This is a genomic window from Actinomadura coerulea, assembly GCF_014208105.1.
Classification (GTDB): domain Bacteria; phylum Actinomycetota; class Actinomycetes; order Streptosporangiales; family Streptosporangiaceae; genus Spirillospora; species Spirillospora coerulea.
Window position 1 is genome coordinate 3,114,564 of sequence record NZ_JACHMQ010000001.1, and the last position, 16,630, is coordinate 3,131,193.

Sequence of the window (16,630 nt, forward strand, 5' to 3'; positions counted from 1 at the left end):
GCCCTCCCTCGCCGCGTGAGGGAGGGCCGCTGGTCGGGCTGAAGGCCCGGCGCGACGGCGAGCGGCGAGCGGCATCGCCGGCAGCGGGCCTTTACGTTGTAGATCAATTACAGACGGAAGACCTCGCGGGCGTTGCCCGCGAGGAACGCCTCCCGCGCGTCCTCGTCCAGCCCCAGGTCGTCCAGGCCCTTGAGCGCCCGCTCGGCGGTCAGCATCGGGTAGTTGGTGCCGAACATGACCTTGTGGTGCCGGTCCTGGGTCATGTACCGGACGAGCTCCGGCGGGTACCGGCGGACCGTGTAGGCGGACGTGTCGATGTAGACGTTCGGGTGCTTCCGGCACACCGCGACCATCTCCTCCGTCCACGGATAGCCGATGTGGCCGCCCACGATGACGAGCTCGGGGAAGTCGAGCGCCACCTGGTCGACGTACGGGATGGGCCGGCCCGTCTCACTCGGGCGCAGCGGGCCCGTGTGGCCGACCTGCGTGCAGAAGGGCACGCCGAGCTCCACGCATTCGGCGAACAGGGGGTAGAACCGCCGGTCGGTGGGCGGCAGCTCCCACAGCCAGGGCACCACGCGCAGCCCCTTGAAGCCCAGTTCGCGCACGCACCGCCTCAGTTCCCGCACGGCCTCCATCGGCTTGCGCAGGTCGACCGAGGCGATGCCGGCGAGCCGGCCGGGGGCCTGCCGGACGAACGACGCGACCTCGTCGTTGCTCACGAGAGCGCCCTCCGGCCCGTACCAGGCGCTGATCAGGCCGACGTCCACTCCCCCGGCGTCCATCGCCGCGACCGTGGTACCGACCGGGACCTCCTCCTCCGGCGGCTCCTGCCCGGTCCACCTCCAGAGCGAGTCGAGCATCTCGTGCCGCAGGAACCGCACCGTCCCGTGCTGCATCCACGCGTCAATCACCATGGGGACCTCCCACCGACCGCCATGCGGCCTCGCTCAGCAATTCGACCTGCCCGCCGTCCGGTTCGGGGCACTGGCCGTTCAACCACAGCCGGCACAGCTCCTGGGCGGGCCCGAGCCACAGGACGAACGCCGTCACCGCGTCCACGTCGAGCAGCACGCCGTGCCGCGCCTGGACGCGCCACCAGCTGCGCACCTCGCGGAAGAACACGCCGTTGCGCTCGGCGAGCCCCGCGCTCCCGGCGGGACGTTCCGTGAACATGAACCGGGCCCTGTCTGGGTGCTCCCCGCACCACCGCACGTGGAAGGCCACGACGGACGTCACCGCCTCCCGCGCGCCGCCGTGGGCCTTCAGCTCGGCGAGGAAGGCGTCCTGGTACATCCCGATGCTCTCGACGAACAGCGCCTCCGCCACCTGCTCCTTGCCGGAGAAGTGGTGGTAGAAGCTGCCCACGCTCACCCCGCTCGCCGCCCTGAGCCCGCTCAGCGTCGTCCCGGCGACCCCGTCGCGCCCGAACAGCTCCAGCGCCGCCCGCAGGATCCGCTCCCGTCCGGCCTCCTTCATAGAACATTATTCTGCCATGCCAGAACAATGTTCTGTACGGGGGCCGTCCGGGCCCCTGCTAGCCTCATGACCATGTCCAGCCCCGAGTCCGACAGACGCTGACTCCCGGGCGGCTCCCCTTCGTGCGGGCCGCCTGAGGCGGGCTGCCTTCCTCGCCCTCGCATCCGAGGGATCTTCTTCTGCCGTCGCCGTCCGTGCCGATGCCGGACGGCCGTCTCGGCGCAGCCCCCATCGACAGCCGACCTGTTCGCCGTCTCGGGAGTCTCCCCTTGCCATTCGCCGTCTACGTCCTCGGGCTCGCCGTGTTCGCCCAGGGCACCTCCGAATTCATGCTGTCCGGGCTCGTCCCGGGCATCGCCGCCGACCTGGGCGTGTCCATCCCCGCCGCCGGCCTGCTCACCTCCGCCTTCGCCGTCGGCATGGTGATCGGCGCCCCGTCCATGACGCTGCTGGCCCGCCGGTGGCCGCGCCGCCGCGCGCTGCTGGCGTTCCTGGTCGCCTTCGTCGCCGTCCACGTCGCCGGCGCCCTCACCACCAGCTACGCGGTGCTGCTGGCGACCCGCGTCGCCGCCGCCCTGGCCAACGCCGGGTTCTGGGCCGTCGCGCTCGCCACCGCGACCGCGCTCGTGCCTCCCGCCGCCCGCGCCCGAGCCACGTCCGTCGTGGTCGGCGGCGTCACCGTCGCCTGCGTCGCCGGGGTCCCGGCGGGCGCGGTGCTCGGCGGCGCGTGGGGCTGGCGTGCCGCCTTCTGGGCGGTCGCGCTGGTCTCGCTGCCCGCCGTCGCCGCGATCGCCAAGGCGATCCCCGAGGAGCGCCCGTCCGCGGGCAGCGCCCGCAGCGAGCTGCGCGCCCTGGCCAACGGCCGCCTGCTGCTCACCCTCTCCGTCAACGCGCTGTTCCAGGGCGCGACGTTCTGCACGTTCACCTACCTCGCGCCGCTCGCCACGAACGTCGCCGGTTTCGGCTCCGCCTGGGTGCCGGCGCTGCTGGCGCTCTTCGGCGCCGGGTCGTTCGCGGGCGTCACCATCGGCGGACGGATCGCCGACGCGCATCCGGCCGCGCTCATCGCGGCGGGCATGACGTCCCTGACCGCCGGGTGGGCCGTCCTCGCGCTGACGGCCGGAAGCCCCGCGGCGGTGGTCGTGCTGGTGTTCGTGCAGGGGATGCTGGCGTTCGGGACGGGCCCGGCGCTGATCTCACGCGTCCTGGAGCAGGGGTCCGCGGCGCCGACGCTGGCCGGCGGGTTCGCCACCGCGGCGTTCAACGTCGGCGGGACGCTCGGCCCGTGGCTCGGCGGCGCCGCGATCGGCGCCGGCCTCGGCTACCGCTCGCCCGTGTGGGTGAGCGCGATGCTGATGGCCGGCGCGATCGCGGTCCTCGCCGGTCAGGTCTGCTTCTGGAGGGCCAGGCTCGCCGAGCCCGTCAGCGCCGGCAGGTAGCCGGACCGGTGGCCCAGCGCGGTCGGGTGGTAGGACGAGCCGATCGGGATCGTGACCGCGTTGAGCCAGTCGTCGCCGGAGCACAGCTCGTGCCCGGAGAACTCGTCCCGGACGTCCGACCAGGTGAATCCGGCGCGCCCCGCGGCGGCCGAGACCACCGTGTCGAGGGTGTCGGCGGCGTGGTTGAGCGCGGTGCGCTTGGTGTTGCTCAGCCCCGCGCACCAGTCGACGATGATGTAGAGGCGCGGGTACCCGAGCACCACCACCCGCGCCGACGGGGACTTCGCGCGGATCTTGCCGTACAGCGAGTCGAGCTGGCCGGGGAGCGTGTTCTTCATGTAGGTCTCGGCCTGCGTCACCCTGCTCTGGCACGAGGAGTTCGACTGCAGGACGCAGGTCTGCATGACGTCGGCGAACCCGGCGTCGTTGCCGCCGGCGGTGACGCTCACGAGCGTCGTGGACGAGCTGAGCGCGCCGAGCTGGCCGCTCGCGATGGTCGTGGTCGTCGCGCCGGAGCAGGCGACGAACTTGTACGACGACGTGGCGTGCGACGCCGCCCACAGGTTCGGGTAGGCGTTGGCGCTGCGCTGGCAGCTTCCGCTGTTCGGATCGTACTTCCCGGCCCCCGTGCCGGACGAGTAGGAGTCGCCGAGGGCGACGTAGTCGGGCCCGGCCGCCGAAGCGGCCCCGGACCCGAGCAGTGAGGCGGCGGCGAAGGTCGCCGCACCGAAGGCGACCAGACTGGGGCGGGATAGACGCATCGGCACACTCCGGGCGACGTATCGAATTGTGTCTTCCGTCCTATACCCGTGGCACCTTTATAACAAGCTCAAGACTGATCAACTTTGTTTGGCATGATTCGCCATTGCCATCCGAAACAGCCGAAATCTCTGCGCGGCCGACCCAAGATCTCACAACCATTCCGGACCGCTTCCCAATGGCCCCAGGAGCCCCGTGCTGCCCCACGCACCCTGCTCGCCACCAGCCCGCCCGCCCCTCACCGGCCCGGCGGGGGCGGCCGCCGGCGACCGGGCACGGTTCCCCTCCGGAAGAAATGACCGATGCGGCGACAATTCACTATCCAGTGACCAATCGCGTCAGGCACCAAAAAAGCGGGTGGGGCAGGACGCCCGAATTGCGTCCCGCCCCACCCGCCTCGCTCGGCCCGGGCTCAGCCCTTGCGGCCGAGGCGGGAGGCCCCGCCCCGGACCCGGCGCCACGCGGCGCGCGCGTGGCCGTTCACGCTGGTGCTGATGCGCCGCGCGGTCGGGAACTCGGTGCCGAGGAGGCCGAGCCCGGCGAGGATCGCGACGATGCCGGGACCGGGCAGCACGAGCATGGCGACGCCCGCGACGATCAGGGCGGCGCCGGCGACCGCGACGCCGATCTTGCGGAGCAGTCGGACGTGCGCGCCGCGGCGGCTCGCGGCCGCCGCCTCGGCGTCCGTCCCGGCGCGGTCCATGGCGGTCGTGGTCACATCGTCCCCCGATCTGCGTACAAGGCTTTCTTCTGGGACGAACCGGCACACCGCCGAAGATCCCCGATCGGGCGCGGTGTGGCCAGAGTCACAGGCCCGTCCCCGGAGCGGCCGCCCGCCGTCCGCGGCCCGCTAGCATCGCGGAAATGAAGATCCCGTTCGGCGCGCGGGCCCGTCTCGGGACCCTGGCCGCGCCGGTGTGGAGGCGGCTGAGCGGCCGCGCGCAGTGGCGGCTCGCGCGGCTCCGGCACCAGACGTTCCTGGTGTACGCGGGAGGGATCGTCCGGGACGAACAGGGGCGGATCCTGCTGCTCCGGCACCGGCTGTGGCCCGCGTACCGCGCCTGGGGCCTGCCGGGCGGATACGTCGACGCCTGCGAGCGGCTCGAGGACGGGGTCGCGCGCGAGGTCCGGGAGGAGACGGCCCTGGAGGTCGAGGTCACCGGGCCGCCGCTCCACGTCGCGAGCGGGTTCCGCCACCGGGTCGAGGCCTACTACGCGGCCCGGGTCGTCGGCGGGCGGCTCGACCTGGACGCGGGCGAGATCCTGGAGGCCCGCTGGTGGCCTCTCGACGCGCTCCCCGGCGAGATGTCGCCCCGGCTCCGCGCCGTCATCGCCTCTCTTGACCTCGACCGCGGTTGAGGTCGCAGCCTGGTGGCATGAGCCTCACCGACCTCGAACGCGAATACCTCTCCACCCAGCGCCTCGGCCGCCTCGCCACCGTCGGCCCCAAGGGCGACCCGCAGAACAACCCCGTCGGGTTCGCCTACAACGCCGAGACCGGCACGATCGACATCGGCGGCTGGAATCTCGCCGAATCCCGCAAGTACCGCAACCTCCGCCACAACGACCAGGTCGCCTTCGTCGTGGACGACCTGGTCTCCGTCAACCCGTGGCGGGTGCGGGGCATCGAGATCCGCGGACGCGCCGAGACCGCGGTCGCGGAGGACTCCCGCTTCAGCGGCGACGTCATCCGCGTCCACCCGCACACCGTCTTCAGCTGGGGCATCGACCCCGCCGCCGACGGGATGACCAAGCGCACCATCGAGTAGCCCCGCCCGGCTCTGACCGTCAGGCGCCGACGTCGCCGGGGCCGAAGGGAGGGAGGTAGATCTCGTCGCGGCGGACCACCCGCAGGCCGGGACGGTCCGCGGCCGACAGATCGACCTCCCCCTCCGCGTACAGGACGACTTCCGCGAGCCGGTCGAGGGGCGGCAGCGGCCCGAAGTCGCCGTGGGCGAGGGTGAGGGACTCCAGGCCGACGATGTCCGTGAGGCTCGACAGGCCGACGACGTCGAGGTTGGACAGGATGAGTCGGCGGACGGGGGTGCCGGCGAGCTGCGCCAGATCCACGTTGGAGGCGGGTCCGGCGAGTTGCAGCAGGTCCCATGACCGGCCGGCCAGGGGCCCGAGGTCCATGCCGTTCTCGTCCCAGAGCAGGGCCTCGGTGACGGAGGTCAGCCACCGGACGGGCTCGAACGTCCCCACCCACTCGTAGTCGGTCGTGAGCCGGCGGCGCCGCAAGATCGCCTCGGCGGGCGGCGGCTCCTCGGCGTCGGTACCGGCCAGCACCCGCCGCCACACCGGCCACAGATTCGCCCAGAACTCGTCCCAGACGAACTCCTCGTCACCATCCACTCCGGCATTGTCGCCCCCGGACGGGCGTACTGGCAAAGCAGAAGTGACACGCCCTCAGTCGCGCACGTGCGGGATTCGCACACCAGTCACTTACACGAGCGATATGCGGGGCATGCGAATTCCGAACGCGACCATTTTGAGCCACTCCCAAGGCCATTTACGGCCAATAGCGACCACGGGCTCGGAGTACGTGATAAAAATCTGACGGCCGTGAGGTGACGACCGTCAGGAACCCTATGAGCGAGAAAAGCGAGACGCCCCCGCCGTGGTCTCCGGCGATCAGCGCCGGGTGCCCGGTCGGCTTCGCGCAGCAGGCGTGGATCGAGGCCTCGATCACCTGGTTCGTCGAGGAGTTCGGCCGGGACCCGGTGATGCGGCCGATCGTCCTGCCCCGACCGGATCTGCGGTCCGCCGGCTACACCGGCACGCCGAAGCAGATCGACGACGCGGTCGCACGGACGTGCGAGCAGATGGGGATCGACCGAACCGAACTCACCGTGGAACTGTTCGACCGGGAGGGCGAGGACGCGACCACCCGCGAAGGCAAGCGCGCGGTCGGGCACTACTACGTCGAGAACGGCCGGGCGGTCATCGGGCTCGACGTGACGGAGGCGTCCGACGCCGCCTACCTGATCGCCGTGATCGCACACGAACTCTGCCATGTCCGCCTCCTCGGCGAAGAGCGGATCACCAACGAACGCAAGGACCACGAGCGGCTCACCGACCTCCTCACCGTCTATTTCGGATTCGGCGTCTTCAGCACGAACGCCGCCCTGAGGTTCGGCGAGGCCACCCGCGGCTTCTCCGTCCAGCCGCTGGGCGATCTGGACGAGCGCACCCTGAACGCCGCCCGCAACGACGGCTATTCGCGGCTCGGATATCTGACCGAGCCCGAATTCGGCTACGCGATGGCCTGCTACGCCTGGCTGCGCGGCGAGACCGAGCCGCCATGGGCGGCCCGCCTGGACCCGGGGCCGCGCGCCCTCCTGCGGCAGGGCCTCGCCTACCTCTCCCGGTCCGCCCGGCCGGGCGAATTCCCGACCCTCCGGACCGGAGGCGTCCCCGTCACGGTCCGCCTGGTACCGAAGACCAGATCCCCGTGGCGCGGTGGCCTTCACCTGACGGTCAAGCCGACCAACTGGCCGCCGGACGCACCTGGCCACCGCCCGTCATGACCCCGCGCAGCGTGGTCACCGTTCTTCACCAGCCGGTCTCCGCTGCCGCGCCAGCCTCCCCAGCGCATCACGCCAATGCAGGTGCGAAAGGTCCCTCGCTTGCGCGACATGCTCGTCGCAGAACCATTCCACCTCCGAAGGGTGGCCGCACCACCCCTGCCGGTCCCGTTCCCGTTGCCATACCTCTTCCTCCGGGCTGACTGCGAACTGAACGGTCTCGAACGAGGAGAAAGAATCCCCGTCCTTCATCGAGCGCAGGCAGACAAAGCACATCGGCGGCCTCACGGCGACTCCTCGGATAAGGCAACTCCATCGAACGGTAACGCGGCGGTGGCGTCCTCTCGTATGATCCTCCGGCCTGGTCACCGGCGCACTCCCGACCATCAAGTCCTGCCCGCCGACCCGCAGGACCAGGCCGCATGGCCGGCGGAGGGACGCGTGGGCGATCAGAGATACAGCCCCACATTCTTCGACCGCGTTTCGGGGGTGACGGGCCGCAGGTCGGCGGCGCGCAGGGTGGTGATCTCGGCGTCGTCCGGGCGGTCTCCGGCGGTGATGCGCTGCGCCTGGGACGCGATGGCGGCGTCGAGGAGGTTGCGCATGAGCCGGCCGTTGCCGAAGGACGGTCCGCGGGCGCTGCTCCGGAGCAGGGCGCGGAGCCGGCCGGGGACGTCCGGGGCCAGGGTGAAGCCCTCGGCCGCGGCGAGGCACTGGAAGATCTCGGCGAGTTCGCCGTCGGTGTAGTCGGGGAAGGCGATGCGCTTGGGGAAGCGCGATTCCAGCCCCGAGTTGGCGGCGAGGAAGCGGCGCATCTCGCGTTCGTATCCGGCGGCGATGACGACGAGGTCGCCCCGGTACTCCTCCATGAGCTGGATCAGCGTGGCGATGGCCTCCTGCCCGTAGGCGTCGGACGCCAGCGCGTAGGCCTCGTCCAGGAAGAGGACGCCGCCCAGCGCCCGCTCCACGGCGGCGCGGACGCGGGGCGCGGTCTGCCCGAGGTAGGGGGCGATCAGATCGGCGCGGGACGCCTCGACCATATGGCCGCTGGACAGCAGGCCCAGCTGCGCGTAGACGTCCGCGACGAGCCGGGCGACGGTCGTCTTGGCGGTGCCGGGGTTGCCGGTGAACACCATGTGCCGGGTGGGCGCGGCGGGCTTCGCGCCGACGCCGCGGCGCAGGTCGGCGGCGCGGGCCTCGGCGATCAGCCCGCGGACCTCCCGCTTGACCTCGTCCAGCCCGATGAGCGCGTCGAGTTCGGCGAAGGGGTCGGTGACGGACGGGGCGCGGGTGGTGCCGCTCAGCACGTCCGGGATGTCCTCCGGGCCGAGGGCGGCGAGGTCGTCGGTGGAGGGGGCGCCGAGCGCCGTGACGCGGCGGGCCTGCAGGGCGACGGCGCGTTCGCAGAGGTTGCGCATGACGCGGGCGTTGCCGAAGGACCGGACGCGCGGCGAACGCCGGAGCAGCTCGGAGACCTTGCCGAGCGCGGCGGCGGACGGCTCCACGCCGGCCGCGGCGGCCTGGCCGGTGAAGATCTCCACGAGTTCGGCGTCGGTGAAGTCGGGAAACCGGATACTGGTGGGGAACCGGGAGGCCAGCCCCGGATTCGCGGTGAGGAAGCGCTGCATCTCGCTCTCGTAGCCGGCGACGATCACCACCAGGTCGTCGCGATGGTCCTCCAGCGCCTTCAGCAGTTCCGCGATCGCCTCGGGGCCGTAGTCGTTCTCGGAGGCGCTCTGCGTGAGCGAGTACGCCTCGTCGATCAGCAGCACGCCGCCGACCGCGCTCTGCACGACCTCGCGGGTCTTGGGCGCCGTCTGGCCGATGTACCGGCCGACGAGCCGGGCGCGGGACGCCTCGACCAGATGCCCGGACGACAGCACGCCGAGGTTCTTGAAGATCCGGGCGACCAGCCGTGCGACGACCGTCTTGCCGGTGCCGGGGTTGCCGGTGAACACCATGTGGAGGGCGGGCGGCGGGGCCGCTGACAGCCCCGCGTCCCGGCGCAGGCTCCCGGCCCGGACGCGCGCGGCGACCAGCTCGATCTCCTGCTTGACCGCGTCCAGGCCGGTCAGGGCGTTCAGCTCGGCCATCGGGTCGGCGGCCTGCTTCGCCTCGCCCAGGGAGGCGGGGATGTCGGCACTCGTGACGAGGAGGTCCTCGCCCGGTTCCGTCCGCTCGCGCACGGCCGCCAGGACGAGACCGGCGAGGTAGGGCGCGAGGCGGGCGTTGCGGAGATTGCGCACCGGCGGTGTCCGGACCAGCAGCTCTCCCGCCGCGGTCAGGGCTCCCTCGTCCGCGCGGGCCCCGCGCTCGTCCAGCGCGCGGCGGAACAGCTCGGCGAAGCCTTCGGCGTCGAAGGGATGCGTGGGCACCGTCGTGAACCGCAGGGCCAGCGCAGGGTTGACCCCACGGACCACCTCGTCGCCGCCCGGCTCGCACAGCGCGACGACGTGCAGGCCGTCCCGGACGTCGATGGCCCGGTGCAGCTCCTCTAGCGCCGCCGCACCGGCGTCCTCGTTGCGCGCCAGGTCGTCGAGGCCATCGATGATCAGTACCCGCTTCCCGGCGCAGTCCCGGATGGCGTCCAGCATCTTCATCGTGGCGGCCGATGCCGTCTTGTCCGCGTAGTGGTCGCCGGCCTGCCAGAGCGGATCTCCGGTGACGCGGCGGTCGGTGAGCAGCCGGGCGGCCTCCCTGGCGGCGTCCCGCTTCCCGGTGCCGTCCGGGCCGGCCAGCAGGAGCCGGAGGTCCCCGGCGCTGGTGGTGATCTCCTTCAGCGCGGCGACGACGTCGGGCTGTCCGACCAGCCCGAAGGCGGCGTCCGCCTCCCGGCCCTCCTCATCGCCCGGCGACTGCGAGGACGGACCTGACGAGAGCGTGGACATCACCGGGTTGACGACGCGGCGGCGGGGAGCATAGAGCTGCCTCAGCTGCCGCATGAATGTCCTGACCGGGAGCCAGACGCCCTCGGGGAACAGGGCGTTGCCAGGAAGACCGTGCGCCGCGCCGATGAAGCGCGCCGCGAAGTCCAGCCAGCGCCTGCAGGCTTCGGCTTCACCCGCGCCCAGCGCCCTGCAGAGCCAGCCTCCGGTCGCGTCCGTCCAGGACTCGCGGTCAAAGCCGGACCCCTGGGCGGCGAACCGGTCCAGCAGTCCCCGGAAGGACTCTTCGCCGACGACGGCGGAGAACCCGACGGGAACAGCGTCGAGTCCGGCATTCCGGAGAAGACTGACGAGCAGGTCGTCCGCCGACTCCTTGTGCGGGGCCGCCTCCAGCAGATGCTCGTGCAGCGGCCGCAGCCCTGACCAGACCCACTCCAGGTATCCGATCGGCCCGGCGAGTTCCGGCAGGACCGCCACCGTGGCGTCATCGGCCCGCGCGGCCCACGCCGCCGCACGGTCGGTGTCCTCCATGTCGTTGAGCGCCGGCGGCGGATCGTCGAAGAGCCGTATCAGCGCCTGCCGCCTCGCCTCCAGCGGCTCGATCCCCGCCAGGACGTCCAGCGACTTGCGGTTCAACTCCAACGCGAGGCCGAGATCCGGCACGTTCTCCAGCCAGTGCAGGGGAAGGAACTCTCCCCGGCTGACGTACCAGTCATCGGCGCCGCTCAGAGGGCCGTGGCCCTTCTTGTGGTAAGCGCCGAAGCAATGCCGTTTCAGCTGTGCATGTGAACCGGTGCGAAGGGTCGATGCGCCGAACAGGAACTCGGTCGTGAGGATGAGCTCCGCCACCACGAGAGGAGCCGGGGTCGTGAGGTTGACGCTCCTGTCCGTGGTCAAGTTCGCATAGCGCGGGTCAGCCACCAGTTTGTCGACGCGCGCGCCGATCTCCTCGCACAGGCCGTCGGGGACCCGCCATGGGCCGACCGACCACAGATCCAGCATCGGCTCGTCGGTGACGAGGAGTTCCAGATGTTCCGGTAGTGGCATCGCACCCATCTCCCGAATACGCCGTTCCGGCAGTGATGGCCGTCTGCCGCGCTGCTCGACGGCGGCAGGCCGTCCGACGGGCCATGGTAGGAGCGTGAGCCGCCATTTCCCCGCTCGAGTCAGGGCCGGAAGTTGCCAGGCCATGCACAGGCACGGCACACAACACCCCAGAGAGCCCCTTACCTCCACAAACAGGACGGTGACGCAACGGTTGAAAAGTACCGCCTGGACCATTGATTACTCTAGGCAGGTCGTCTGCAATGGACGATTATGTCGCATAGCAGCTCATGGGCGACTCATAACACATGGCACCTTTCAGCGGACCAAAGGGCGCACGTGCAAAGTTCGTACGTGCACGATTACATAGGGGACCGGTGTGCTTGCGACGTCAGCCCCGCGCGTCAAGGGACACGCCCGGCGATGCCGTCCGACCTCTGCCCCATGGCGGTTCGCCTTCCCCCTATGGAAAGGCTGTGCGCGTGGGCGTGGATCACCCCGGTGGGCCAGGCGAAGGACCCGAGCCCACCGACAAGCCCACCCCGCCGAAAACCGGGGACGAACCCCCCGCCCCTCCCGGAGCCGACGGGAAGACGCCCCGCAAGGACAGCCTCAAAGCAGCCGGCTGGCAGTTCGACGACCAGCAGGAACCCGGCACCGACGACTCCTCCGCCGACCCAGCCGGCGAAGCCAAGCCGGAGACAGAGGAGAAGACGGAGACCGGCAAGCCCGAAGCCGACGAACCGCGACCCGCCGGCGGCACGCAGGAGACACCCCGCACCCAACCCGCCGACGAAACCGCCCCTCAGCCACCGCGCGAGCAGGACGGCGAGGGCGTCGGCAGCACCGGACACACCGACGCAGGCCCCCCGTCCCGTCCTCAGGACAACAGCCCCCCGTCGGCAGACCCCACCGACCAGCCTCCCGGCGGGGAGGCTCCCGCCGTCACAGAGAAGGGCAGCCCGGCCACCGACACCGGCGATCCGAAGCCTGCCGAGCCCGCGAACCAGGACACACCGCTCCCAGAACCACACGCCGTGGACTCCGACAAGCCGCCTGCCGAGGGAACAGGGAGCGGCAACGAGGCCGACGGCGAGCGCGACGGAAAGCCCGTCGCGCCGCAACCCGAGAACACCGGCGACAAGACCGACACTACCGACAAGGCCGACCCTGGACAGCTCGAACGCACGCCGTATACGGACAACCCAGGCTCCGGCACCCAGCCTTCACGCATCGCGACTCTCATCGCGGCGGGCTGGGAGTTCCCCGGCCGCACGGACAACGGCTCACAGCTACCCGAGACCACCGACCCGAAGCCGGAAGACCCCCCGAAAACGGACGCGCCGGACCCCGCCCCCCAGACCCCGGAGACCCCACCGCCCTCCGAACAGACACTGCCCGCAGACAAGCCCGCCGACACCGACCCCCCAGCTCAGCCTGAACAGCCAGGAGGGACCCCCGAAGAACCCGTCGAACCAAACGAGGGCGCACCGGGCGACCCAACGGTCGAAGAACCGGCCGCAGCGCCGCCCGGCGACGGCGAACTCGGACCCCGAACCCCCGGCGACCAACCCCCCGGCGATGCCCCGCCACCCCTGCCCAATTCAGGTGAGCAACCGCCGGACGGACCAGAGCCACAACACGCACCGGAGGAACCAGACCCCCGCGACAATGACGACCAAGCCGACCCGGCTGGCGGCGAGCGGGACGGCGACCATGATAAAAACGCCGAGGAACCGCAGGCCATCGAAACCGGCCCCAACACTTATCCCTATCTAGGGGCATACAACCCGAACGGGCATTCTACGCAGACACTCGACCAGGCAAGAAGAAGCTCCGACTCCAGTCGGTCACGTGAAGACGATGATCTCAACACCGAACTTCCACGATGGCTGATCAGGGCACCTGAGATTCGACGATCCCCGACGCAAGATGAACTCGACCCGACTGGCGCTAACCCCGAGCCGGGCGTGGCAGCCAAAGCCCCGGACAGAAGGAAGAAATCCGAAACAGATCCCGAATCACCGATAGATAGGTTCCGACGAGGGGCGTGGTTCCGAGGAAAAGACATGAAGGACGTCGGGACGCTTGCCGATGATAGCGTCGGAAGTTACCTGGGACCGCGTCCACCAGCACCGACGGGGCACGCCGAGACCGGAACCGGGCCTACATACAGCCAACCACATGCACCGGGCGCGACCCCCGACTCGTTCATGGCAGGGGCCGCCCTGGCCATGGTGGCAGTAGAGGCCACAAGGAAAGTAACTCAGATTGTCTCGAGGATTGCCAGAAGAGGAGATGGAAATGAGCGTGACCGATAAGCAAGTGGCCACCCTTACGGCCCAGCTTGCAGGACGGATGGACGAATACAAGCGACTTTATGCAGAGCTCGATCCAGAAGAGGTCGGGCACGGCTATTCCGCACTCGTCGGCGCCGCCGCCGCCATCGCCGTCGATCGCCGCTTCGTCAAGGATGACGAGATCGCAGACAGGCGAGAGGTAATTGATTATGTCGCAGAGTTGCGTTCCAGAAGCGCAGAAGCAGCGAAGGACCTTGAACCCGTCGTCGCAGAACAACTAATTCTTCACAATCTGGGAAAGGGCGACATCAGCAACTTTGACGCGCGAATTCTCTTTCCGACCCAGATCATCGTGCTCGCCGGCCTGGTCGCCGACGAACAGTATGGCGAGGCGGAATTGACCTCGTTCATCCAAACTGCGCGGCAGGTCGCCGATCACTGGATTGCCAATGATCAGTGAGGCCGGGCCAGCGATTACCGACTTGCATAAGCGAGCCTTGCGCGCGTTTCTAGTCGGCGCTGACGAAGAGTGGGAGGTGTGCGCCAGCGAAATCCAGGGGGAAGGCGATAGCTCCCAGGGATACCCGACGCTGTTCGCCTTCGCACTCGGCACGATGGTCCGCAGACGCTTCCCTCCACCTTGGTCCTGGACGGACGTGATCAGGTACGTCGCCGACCTACGCATCAAACTCGATGAGCAGGCCGACGAACTCAATCCGCGTCTCGCGGAGAACGTCATCCGTTTTCTCCTCAGCGATCATTCGCTCAACGAGCCTCCCCTCACTAGCGCGAACCAGGAAGAAGTCGCCGGCATCCAGCAAATGCTGCTGGTCGCTCTCACCGCTGAGGCCGACCTCGATGACGCCGGGGTAGACGAACTGATCAACGAAGCCGCGGAGGCGGCCATGGCGGCTGCCTGAGCATGAAGCCCCCGGCAGGTTTGGAGTCCGGACCCAACAAAGCTTTTCGCAGGCTAGGTCTGGAATTCGGCAGGCAACGAGGCTTCCGGCTTGGAGGGCGATGAACCGGTCGGCGACGCCGTGGTGCCGATGGTAATCACGTTGGACTGAAGCCTTTCGCCCTTCTTGGAGCCGTAGCTCAGGTGGGCCTCGTCCCGGCTCGGCGACCCTGTCCGCGGCATGTGGGCGGCGTAGTCGCTCGGGGACGCGGGAGCCGGAGGGCCGGGGCTGCCTCTCCACGGCAGCGTCCACCAGAGAGAGTGTCCGATGAGCGCATGACTACCTCCGCAAGGTCGGTCACCGGCGGATCGCGATGAGGCATGAGGGTCAAGGCACACGTCTCGATCGAACGGCGGAAGCTAGCGAGATCGTCGGGCGAGTGGCCCAGGTGCCCTTCCTCAGTTGGCATCCGTCTGGTCGCTGCTTAGGGCCGTTAATAGTGTGGAATGGCGCCTCGTGTGCGTGGGCCGGTTAGAGGCCTGCTCGGTAGCGGGTGTATTCGCAAGCGAGGACTTCCATGGGCATGGACGGCCAGCGGCTCAGGGCGCCTGTGTGGCGGTCGATGATGAGTAGGGGTGCGGGCTCGTCGCCGGGGCCGTCGGCGGCGCGGGCGACGAATCCGTCCGGAAGGTCCTCGATGAGCAGCGGAACGGGCCGGCCACTGCGCCAGAAGTGCGCGTCCGCGCGGCGCCACGCTTCTGCCCGGTCCACCAGGGCCGGGCGGACGCTGTAGGCGGCGAGAACGTGCGCGAGGCCGCGCAGCGTCCGGCACTCGGGCGTCCCGCAACCACGGCAGATCGACTCGCCGTGCGGTCCTTCGCCGGGACGATGGGAGGCGAGGACGCAGGTCAGCGCGGCAGTGCAGGCGAGGACGAGGCGCCGCGCGTGGGCGACGAACTGCCTGCTGGCGGGGTCGAGGCTTCCGGATTGGACGAGGGCGGCGTCGATGGAGTGGGGGTCGGCGCGCATCGCGGCGGTCATCGCCGCGTGGACGCGCAGGTGGACTTGGTCGTGCGTCCAGGAGGCGGGCTCGGTCACGCGTCCCACTCCCCTGCGAACACGGCGGTGACCGTCCGGCCTTCGCCATTGCCGTGCCATCCCCAACTCGCGGCGGTGAGCGAAATGGTGCGCAGGCCTCGGCCGGACTCGGCCAGCTCGGCGGCGTCCAGCGCTGCGGGCTCGCCGGGGCCGCCCTGGTCCGTGACCGACACCGCAACCAGGCCGCCGTCCCGCACGACCTGGACGGTGAAAGAGCCACCCTCCTGGCCGGACTTGGTGTGCCGCAGCGCGTTGACGACGAGTTCGTCTGCGGCGAGCAGGGCGTCGTAGAGGAAAGGGCAGCCGTCCAGCAGGCAACCCACGAACCGGCGGGCGTTGCGAGCCTGTTCGGGACCGCCCGGGAAGGAGCGCCGCCAGCACAGCGGCGCCGGCTGTACCGGTGGGAGCGTCGTCAGGGACATCAGAGCACCTCGGGTCACGGTGGACGTGGACGTTGCGGAACTACCGGGTTGCCCCTTGTTCCGCACACACATCGTCACACTCGGTTCCCAGTTGCGTACGGAGGATCAGAGCGCTCTCTGCCCCAGCAAGGGATTTAGAACAAGTGCTGGCCGCACGTCCGATCTCCGCTCGTGCGGAATTCACGCGCCTATGAGCCCGCACGTGCGGGCGAGGCCGCAGGGAAACGGTTTCCTCTTCGAGGGTCACGTCACCTGCGTCCGCCTTGCCTGGACGGCCGAATCGATCCTCGGGCAAACACTGCCGGACAGAAACGCCGGGCGGCGCGAAAGCCGTCCACCGTGAGCACCGCAGCCTCCCGAGACATAGCGGGGTCCCGCACGGCTCCGCAGTCGACCAGACACCCCATTACGGCATGAAAGCCCCATCACCGGATCAGTCGAATGCCGCTCCCTGTGATGCCGCATCGTTCCAGCTGGTCCGGAGAAGTAGACGAACCAATGGCAAATCGACATACAGTCGCGCGATACGCGCGCCAGGGGGATGCCAGTGACATATCAGCACGTGCAAAGTTCGCACGTGCACGATTACATAGGTGCCGGTGTGATCCGGCGTTGGCCCCGCACGTCACGGACACGCCTGGAGAGCCGTCCGATCGGCCGGTTCGTCCTCCCCCCATGGAAAGGGCTGCGAGCGTGGGCTTGGACAATCCCCCCGGCGGGCCGGGCAAAGGCCCCGAGACTCCCGACAAGCCCACCCCGCCACGCACCGATGCCAAGC

At 69.9% G+C, this 16,630-nt stretch carries 15 protein-coding genes; 7 read left to right on the forward strand and 8 right to left on the reverse strand.

Features of this window, described 5'->3' with window-relative positions:
• Positions 1-107: 107 nt before the first annotated feature.
• Together BKA00_RS14355 and BKA00_RS14360 are read right to left on the reverse strand one after the other, a co-directional pair.
• A complete protein-coding gene (locus BKA00_RS14355) occupies positions 108-917 on the reverse strand; it encodes an amidohydrolase family protein (RefSeq protein ID WP_185025366.1) in 810 nt (269 codons plus the stop codon).
• Positions 907-1,479: a TetR/AcrR family transcriptional regulator gene (locus BKA00_RS14360; RefSeq protein ID WP_185025367.1), complete on the reverse strand. Its 573-nt coding sequence runs from the start codon at positions 1,477-1,479 to the stop codon at positions 907-909. Before BKA00_RS14360 ends, BKA00_RS14355 begins: the two co-directional genes overlap by 11 nt.
• A 269-nt stretch (positions 1,480-1,748) precedes the next feature.
• Between BKA00_RS14360 and BKA00_RS14365 the strand changes: the two genes are divergently transcribed.
• Entirely contained in the window at positions 1,749-2,918 is a 1,170-nt protein-coding gene (locus BKA00_RS14365) for a Cmx/CmrA family chloramphenicol efflux MFS transporter (protein WP_185025368.1), read from the forward strand.
• Here BKA00_RS14365 and BKA00_RS14370 read toward each other — a convergent pair.
• Both BKA00_RS14370 and BKA00_RS14375 read right to left on the reverse strand, forming a co-directional pair.
• Positions 2,864-3,679 carry an SGNH/GDSL hydrolase family protein gene (locus BKA00_RS14370; RefSeq protein WP_185025369.1) on the reverse strand — a complete coding sequence of 272 codons (816 nt, stop codon included), beginning with the start codon at positions 3,677-3,679 and terminating at the stop codon, positions 2,864-2,866. The genes BKA00_RS14365 and BKA00_RS14370 overlap by 55 nt on opposite strands.
• Positions 3,680-4,089: 410 nt before the next feature.
• On the reverse strand, positions 4,090-4,395 hold the full coding sequence (locus BKA00_RS14375) for a PGPGW domain-containing protein (RefSeq protein WP_230299085.1): 306 nt from the start codon (positions 4,393-4,395) through the stop codon (positions 4,090-4,092).
• 146 nt (positions 4,396-4,541) lie between these two features.
• On the opposite strand from BKA00_RS14375, the gene BKA00_RS14380 reads away from it, so the two are divergent.
• Both BKA00_RS14380 and BKA00_RS14385 read left to right on the forward strand, forming a co-directional pair.
• Positions 4,542-5,036 carry an NUDIX hydrolase gene (locus BKA00_RS14380; RefSeq protein ID WP_185025370.1) on the forward strand — a complete coding sequence of 165 codons (495 nt, stop codon included), beginning with the start codon at positions 4,542-4,544 and terminating at the stop codon, positions 5,034-5,036.
• Between the two features lie 17 nt (positions 5,037-5,053).
• Entirely contained in the window at positions 5,054-5,446 is a 393-nt protein-coding gene (locus BKA00_RS14385; RefSeq protein ID WP_185025371.1) for a PPOX class F420-dependent oxidoreductase, read from the forward strand.
• Between the two features lie 19 nt (positions 5,447-5,465).
• On the opposite strand, the gene BKA00_RS14390 is transcribed toward BKA00_RS14385, so the two are convergent.
• Positions 5,466-6,032 carry a hypothetical protein gene (locus tag BKA00_RS14390; protein WP_185025372.1) on the reverse strand — a complete coding sequence of 189 codons (567 nt, stop codon included), beginning with the start codon at positions 6,030-6,032 and terminating at the stop codon, positions 5,466-5,468.
• Between the two features lie 236 nt (positions 6,033-6,268).
• Between BKA00_RS14390 and BKA00_RS39850 the strand changes: the two genes are divergently transcribed.
• The gene (locus BKA00_RS39850; protein ID WP_185025373.1) at positions 6,269-7,207 is read left to right on the forward strand and encodes a hypothetical protein; all 939 of its coding nucleotides are present in this window, start codon (positions 6,269-6,271) and stop codon (positions 7,205-7,207) included.
• A gap of 446 nt (positions 7,208-7,653) precedes the next feature.
• Here BKA00_RS39850 and BKA00_RS14400 read toward each other — a convergent pair whose 3' ends face one another.
• Complete coding sequence (locus tag BKA00_RS14400) at positions 7,654-11,136, reverse strand: AAA family ATPase (RefSeq protein ID WP_185025374.1); 3,483 nt, start codon at positions 11,134-11,136, stop codon at positions 7,654-7,656.
• A gap of 479 nt (positions 11,137-11,615) precedes the next feature.
• Between BKA00_RS14400 and BKA00_RS14405 the strand changes: the two genes are divergently transcribed.
• From BKA00_RS14405 to BKA00_RS14415, 3 genes are read left to right on the forward strand one after another with little or no spacing between them, the layout of a single operon-like run.
• Positions 11,616-13,454, forward strand: a complete 1,839-nt coding sequence (locus tag BKA00_RS14405; protein ID WP_185025375.1) for a hypothetical protein — start codon at positions 11,616-11,618, stop codon at positions 13,452-13,454.
• A complete protein-coding gene (locus tag BKA00_RS14410; RefSeq protein WP_185025376.1) occupies positions 13,438-13,893 on the forward strand; it encodes a hypothetical protein in 456 nt (151 codons plus the stop codon). Before BKA00_RS14405 ends, BKA00_RS14410 begins: the two co-directional genes overlap by 17 nt.
• Positions 13,883-14,353 (forward strand): hypothetical protein, encoded by a 471-nt coding sequence (locus BKA00_RS14415; protein ID WP_185025377.1) that lies wholly within the window; start codon positions 13,883-13,885, stop codon positions 14,351-14,353. The genes BKA00_RS14410 and BKA00_RS14415 overlap by 11 nt, the downstream gene beginning before the upstream one ends.
• Positions 14,354-14,863: 510 nt before the next feature.
• Here the strand turns inward: BKA00_RS14415 and BKA00_RS14420 are convergent.
• Together BKA00_RS14420 and BKA00_RS14425 are read right to left on the reverse strand one after the other, a co-directional pair.
• Complete coding sequence (locus BKA00_RS14420) at positions 14,864-15,430, reverse strand: hypothetical protein (RefSeq protein WP_185025378.1); 567 nt, start codon at positions 15,428-15,430, stop codon at positions 14,864-14,866.
• A complete protein-coding gene (locus BKA00_RS14425) occupies positions 15,427-15,852 on the reverse strand; it encodes an ATP-binding protein (protein ID WP_185025379.1) in 426 nt (141 codons plus the stop codon). Before BKA00_RS14425 ends, BKA00_RS14420 begins: the two co-directional genes overlap by 4 nt.
• Positions 15,853-16,630: the final 778 nt, after the last annotated feature.

What these genes read in the sequence shown, in the direction of transcription:
- BKA00_RS14360 (WP_185025367.1), bottom strand. Translation starts at nt 1,479, where the DNA reads ATGAAGGAGGCCGGACGGGAGCGGATCCTGCGGGCGGCGCTGGAGCTG.
- BKA00_RS14415 (WP_185025377.1), top strand. Translation starts at nt 13,883, where the DNA reads ATGATCAGTGAGGCCGGGCCAGCGATTACCGACTTGCATAAGCGAGCC.
- BKA00_RS14370 (WP_185025369.1), bottom strand. Translation starts at nt 3,679, where the DNA reads ATGCGTCTATCCCGCCCCAGTCTGGTCGCCTTCGGTGCGGCGACCTTC.
- BKA00_RS39850 (WP_185025373.1), top strand. Translation starts at nt 6,269, where the DNA reads ATGAGCGAGAAAAGCGAGACGCCCCCGCCGTGGTCTCCGGCGATCAGC.
- BKA00_RS14410 (WP_185025376.1), top strand. Translation starts at nt 13,438, where the DNA reads ATGAGCGTGACCGATAAGCAAGTGGCCACCCTTACGGCCCAGCTTGCA.
- BKA00_RS14355 (WP_185025366.1), bottom strand. Translation starts at nt 917, where the DNA reads ATGGTGATTGACGCGTGGATGCAGCACGGGACGGTGCGGTTCCTGCGG.
- BKA00_RS14400 (WP_185025374.1), bottom strand. Translation starts at nt 11,136, where the DNA reads ATGCCACTACCGGAACATCTGGAACTCCTCGTCACCGACGAGCCGATG.
- BKA00_RS14425 (WP_185025379.1), bottom strand. Translation starts at nt 15,852, where the DNA reads ATGTCCCTGACGACGCTCCCACCGGTACAGCCGGCGCCGCTGTGCTGG.
- BKA00_RS14385 (WP_185025371.1), top strand. Translation starts at nt 5,054, where the DNA reads ATGAGCCTCACCGACCTCGAACGCGAATACCTCTCCACCCAGCGCCTC.
- BKA00_RS14380 (WP_185025370.1), top strand. Translation starts at nt 4,542, where the DNA reads ATGAAGATCCCGTTCGGCGCGCGGGCCCGTCTCGGGACCCTGGCCGCG.